The sequence below is a fragment of the Rhizobacter sp. P2_H2 genome (assembly GCF_056403375.1).
On sequence record NZ_JBFUFP010000303.1, the window covers coordinates 1 to 5491 of the forward strand.

Sequence of the window (5491 nt, forward strand, 5' to 3'; positions counted from 1 at the left end):
GACCTGGGCGGCAGGCACCCGCTGACCGGTTGCAGCGCGCCCGATCTCGAGTTCGACGACGGCAGCAGGCTCGCGTCGCACCTCCATGACGGCGCAGGCCTGCTGGTCGATCTCGACGGCTCGCATCCCTTGCGGCACAGCGCTGCGCCGTGGAGCGATCGAATCAGCTACGTGGCCGGCAACGCGAAGCAACCGCTCGGCCTGGCGGCCCTGCTGGTGCGCCCGGACGGCTTTGTCGCCTGGGCGTGCGACGGGCCGCCGTCGCACGACGAGGTTCGCCTGGCAGCCATGCGCTGGTTCGGCTCGCCGCATCCGGTGGCGCGATAGCGTCAGAAGCGGTATTGGGCAGAAACCGCGACGATGTCGCTGCGCAGCTTGTACGTACCTTGCAGCGTGCTGGCGGTGGACGAAGTGAGGTTCACGCTCGTGTCCTTGATGAACAAGTGCGTGTAGCCAACACTGCAGGTCAGCGACTCGCCCACCCGCCATGTCGCCCCGAGGGACAGCCACCTTCGGCTGACGTCAGGGACGCGGACGTCTCGCACCGCATCGGTGACGGGGGTCTGGTCATAGGCGGCACCGCCACGAAAGGTCCAGCTGTCGTTGGCCCGGTACTCCGTGCCGATCGAGTAGAACGACGTGTTCCGATAGCCGAAGTGCAGCGTCTCGTCGGGCAGGTTGGATGCGAAGTCCAGCACCACGCTGCCGAACTTTTCCCATGACGTGCGCGAGTAGTCCGCCATCACGGTCCACTGGTCGTCGAGTCGCTGGCTGACACTGAGCGTCCAGGACGACGGCATCGTCAGCTCGGTGCTCGCGCTCGTGCTCACGAAGGTGCCGGGCCTGGCCGCGGACAGCACGGCGTTGGCGGCCGGGGGGATCGAGAAGTCGACCTGGGCGCTCTTCGGCTTGTGCCTGACCTCCGAGCGATAGGCCAATCCGATCGTCGTCCCGTCAGCCGGGCGCAGCAGGCCGCCGAGCGTGTAGCCGACCGCGGTGTCGTGGCCGTCGATGTCGATGTATCCGTCCGCACTGGTCGGGGAGAAGCCGGAGACGCTGGAAGCGGCCAGGAGAGCGCCGAAGTCGATCGCGTCGCGCAACTTCACCTCCATGCGCTCGGCGAACACCGAGGCGCCGAGCGACAGGACCTCGTTCACCTTGTAGGACCCCGCCACGCCGGCGTCGACGGCCTTGAGCTCTGTTCTCACGCCTTGGTAACGGCCGACCCAGCCATCGTCGTATTCGGTCTTGAAGCCGAACGGCGCCGTGATGGAGAAGCCGAGATGGATTCGATCCGTCAGAGGCGTGTGGAAGTACAGCGACGGCACCGCAGCGGTGTCGCCGGCGTTGCCGCCATGGCCTCCGGACAGCGGGCGGCCCAGCGCGTCATGGCCCGTGCCGTCGAACCTGACGGCGTAGTCGATGACCGCGACATCGGCCTGGATCAACCGGCCGTTCAGCAGCGTCATGGCGGCGGGGTTGTTCGCGATCACGGTGGCGTCTCCGCCTTCGCTGATCGAGCCCGCGAAGGCGCGCCCCTGGCCAGTGGCACTCTGCTCCTTGAGCTGGAAGGCAGCCGCGTTGGCCGTGCCGACGCAGGCGAGGCTGGCCGCGATGGCGAGTAGAGTCTGATGCTGTACCTTGATGGAATTCATGTGGGTGTCGGTTTCATGGAGGGGTGGGGTGGCGCGACCTATGCCGGCAGCCGCAGCTGCTTGCGCAGGCTCTTGTCAAACGCGGCTGCCGGGACGAACCGACGAAGCAGGCTCACTTGTCGCGCGAATCCACCTGCGGCGTAGCGGCGGCGCGGGTTTGCCGCGAAGCAGGCCTTCAAGACGGTTTGCGCCACCGACTCCGGCGAGTCGGCGTTTTTCATCACGTCGCGCATGACAGCCTCCGCGTTCGAGCGTGCGGACTTGTAGTTGTCGAGCGGTTGGTCAGCCTGGATCAGATTGCTCTCGAACGAAGTCCGTGTGTACGCGGGTTCGACGAGCACCACCCTGACACCCGCGTCCCTGACCTCATGGTCCAGCGACTCGGAATAGCCTTCCACGGCGTGCTTGCTCGATGCATACAGCGCCATGTAAGGGGCCGGGATCAGTCCCATGACGGAGCTGATGTTGACGATCCGGCCCCGCCCCTGCCGGCGCATGACGGGAAGGACGGCGTTCGTGGTCCGCATCACGCCGAACACATTGACGGCGAAGAGTGACTTCGCCTGCTCGATGGATGACTCCTCCGCGCCGCCCATCAGCCCGACCCCTGCGTTGTTGACCAGCAGATCGATGCGGCCGGCCTTTGCAAGCACTTCGCCGAACGCGGCCTCGACTGACGCATCGCTGGTGACATCGCAAACCAGGTACTCGACACCCGCGGACTTCGACGGCGGAGGTTTGCGACAGGTGCCGAAGACCCGGTATCCGGCCCGCGCCAGTGCCAGCGCGGTGGCCTCTCCGATACCGCCCGATGCCCCGGTGACGATCGCGACGCCATCCTGCTGCTTGTGGTCGTTGGACATTCATTGCTCCTTGGTTGAAATGTGGTCACGCCGGACGCGGAACCAGGCGGCGTACAGTGCCGGCACGAAGACGAGGGTGAGCGCCGTGGCCACGACGAGGCCGCCCATGATCGAGATGGCCATCGGCCCCCAGAAGACGCTGTGCGTGAGCGGGATCATGGCCAGCACCGCGGCGGCGGCGGTCAGCACCACGGGGCGCGAGCGCCGTACCGTGGCGTCGACGATGGCGGTCCAGGGCGCCACGCCGCGCGCGATGTCCTGGTCGATCTGGTCGACCAGGATGATCGAGTTGCGCATGATCATGCCGCTCAGGGCGATCACGCCCAGCAGCGCGACGAAGCCGAATGGCGCCTGGAACAGCAGCAGCGCCGGCACCACGCCGATCAGCGCCAGCGGCGCCGTCATGAACACCATGAACAGGCGTGAAAAGCTCTGCAACTGGATCATCAGCAGAGTCAGCATCACCGCGAACATCGCCGGGAACACCGCGAACAGTGCCTTGTTGGCCTTGTCGCTCTCCTCGATGGCGCCGCCGTCCTCGAGGCGGTAGCCCGTGGGCAAGCTGTCGACGATCGGCTGCAGCAACGGCCGGATCTTCGCGGTGGCGTCCGGACCCTGCACGCCGTCGGCGACGTCGCTGCGCACGGTGAGCACCATGTCGCGGTTGCGTCGCCACAGCACCGGCTCCTCGAAGCCCGGCTCCACGCGGGCCAGCTGCGACAGCGGAACGGTCACGCCGCTGCGCGTGAACACGGGCAGGTCGCCCAGTCGACCGATGCTCTTGCGCTCCTCGGGTGTCGCTCGCACGACCACGTCGATGAGCTCTTCGCCACGGCGGATCTGCGTCACGGGTGCGCCGTCCAGCGTGGTCTGCACCAGGCCCTGKATGTCGGCCGTGGACAGGCCCAGCAGCCGTGCCTTGTCCTGGTCGACGTGGACCCTCATCGAGCGGACCTGCTCGTTCCAGTCCAACTGCGTGTCACGCACCAGCAGGCTCTGGCGCACCGCGTCGCGCACCTTGTAGGCGATCTCCCTCACCTGCGCCTTGTCGGGGCCGATGACACGGAACTGGACCGGGAAACCCACCGGCGGGCCGAACTCCAGGCGCGTGACGCGCGCATTGACGTCCGGCAAAGCCTCGTCCCTGGCGAACAGGTCCATCAGCCGGGCGCGCACCCGTTCGCGCTGTTCAATGCCCGCCGTCTTGACGACGAACTGTGCGAACCCCGGGTTCGGCAATTCCGGCAGGATCGACAGATAGAAGCGCGGCGTGCCGGCACCGGTGTAAGCGGTGAAGAATTCGATGTCCGGGTCTTTCGCAAGTCGGGCTTCGAGCAGCTTCACCTGGCGCTCGGTCGCGGCGAAAGACGCCCCTTCGCGCAGTCTCAGGTCCACCAGCAGTTCCGGCCGCGATGCGGTGGGGAAGAACTGCTGCTGTACCGTCAGCATGCCGGCACCGGCGATGGCGAAGAGCAGCACCGTGGCGCCGAGTACCCAGGCCCGGCGCTGCACCGCCCAATCGATGACGGCGCGCAGCCGGTGGTAGACGGGCCGGTCGTAGACGTCGTGGTGCGTGCCGGCGGCCAGGTTCTTCGGCAACAGCAGCACGCCCAGGTACGGCGTGAAGATCACGGCCACCAGCCACGACAGGATCAGCGCCACCCCGACGACCCAGAAGATGCCGCCCGCGTACTGGCCGGCGATCGACTTGGCGAAACCCACCGGCATGAACCCGGCGGCCGTGATCAACGTGCCGGTCAGCATCGGAAGCGMCGTGGTCGTGTAGGCGTAGGTGGCAGCGCGCAGCCGGTCCCAGCCTTCCTCCAGCTTCACCACCATCATCTCCACCGCGATGATGGCGTCGTCGACCAACAGGCCCAGCGCGATGATCAGCGCGCCCAGCGAGATGCGGTCCAGGGCCCAGCCGGCCGCGTGCATGACGGCCGCCACCAGCCCGAGCACCAGCGGCACCGACGCGGCCACCACGATGCCGGTGCGCCAGCCCAGGAACAGGAAGGACACGGCCAGCACGATGGCCAGCGCTTCCAGGAACGAGCGCTCGAATTCCCAGACCGACTCCTCCACCACGCGCGGCTGGTCGGCGTACTGCTGGATCTCCACGCCCGCCGGCAGTTCCTGCCGCACCTGCGCCAGCCGCTGTTCCAGCGCGTGCCCGAAGTCCAGCACGTTGCCGTTGGCCTGCATCGTCACGCCGATGGCCAGCACCGGCACGCCGTTGTGGCGGATGGTCAGGCTCGGCGGATCCTCGTAGCCGGTGCGCACGGTGGCGATGTCGGCCAGCCGCAGCAGCTGGCCACCCACTTCCAGCGTCACGTTGGAAACGTCCGCGGTGCCGTGCAATCCGCCGTCCACGCGCACCTGCACGCGGTCGTGCGTGGCATCGGCCGAACCGGCCGGGGCCACCAGGTTCTGGCGCGCCAGCGCGTCGAACACGGCGGTCGGCGCGATGCCGAGTGCGGCCAGCCGCCGGGTGGACAGCTCCACGTACACGCGCTCGGCCTGCTTGCCCAGAACGTCGACCTTGCCGACGCCGTCCACGCCCTGGATGCGCCGCTTCACGTCTTCGGTGACCGCCAGCAGCTCGGCCATCGACAGCTCGGGCGCGCTCAACGCGTAGAGCACGCTGTAGCGGTCGTTGTACTCGTCGTTGAAGAAGGGCCCGCGCACGCCGTCGGGGAACTCCTGGCGCACATCGCCGATCTTCTTGCGCACCTGGTACCAGGCGTTGTCCAGCTCCGCCTTGCTCGAGCCGCCCTTCATGTACAGCGTGACACCGCCATAACCCTGGCGTGCGAAGCTGCGCACGGATTCGAAGTGATCCAGCTCCTGCAGCCGGCGCTCGATGCGGTTGAGCACCTGGTCTTGCACGTCCTGCGCGGTGGCGCCGGGCCACACGACGATGGCCGTCATTTGCGGCACGTCGAAGTTGGGGTCCTCCAGACGGCCCAAGCG

Annotated in this window: 4 protein-coding genes; 1 reads left to right on the forward strand and 3 read right to left on the reverse strand. The window is 67.5% G+C overall.

What is annotated here, in order from left to right; all coding sequences use genetic code 11:
• The coding region (locus AC1D15_RS16435; RefSeq protein WP_477826806.1) for an aromatic-ring hydroxylase C-terminal domain-containing protein at positions 1-327 on the forward strand (327 nt) is incomplete at its 5' end.
• Positions 328-329: 2 nt separating this feature from the next.
• Here the strand turns inward: AC1D15_RS16435 and AC1D15_RS16440 are convergent.
• The 3 genes from AC1D15_RS16440 to AC1D15_RS16450 all read right to left on the reverse strand — a co-directional run.
• Positions 330-1655, reverse strand: a complete 1326-nt coding sequence (locus AC1D15_RS16440) for an OmpP1/FadL family transporter (protein ID WP_477826807.1) — start codon at positions 1653-1655, stop codon at positions 330-332.
• 38 nt (positions 1656-1693) lie between these two features.
• Positions 1694-2518 carry an oxidoreductase gene (locus AC1D15_RS16445; protein WP_477826808.1) on the reverse strand — a complete coding sequence of 275 codons (825 nt, stop codon included), beginning with the start codon at positions 2516-2518 and terminating at the stop codon, positions 1694-1696.
• Positions 2519-5491 (reverse strand): efflux RND transporter permease subunit (locus tag AC1D15_RS16450; protein WP_477826809.1); only part of this gene is annotated, 2973 nt, incomplete at its 5' end.

Coding starts and splice junctions, on each gene's coding strand:
- AC1D15_RS16445 (WP_477826808.1), bottom strand. CDS start 2,518: ATGTCCAACGACCACAAGCAGCAGGATGGCGTCGCGATCGTCACCGGG.
- AC1D15_RS16440 (WP_477826807.1), bottom strand. CDS start 1,655: ATGAATTCCATCAAGGTACAGCATCAGACTCTACTCGCCATCGCGGCC.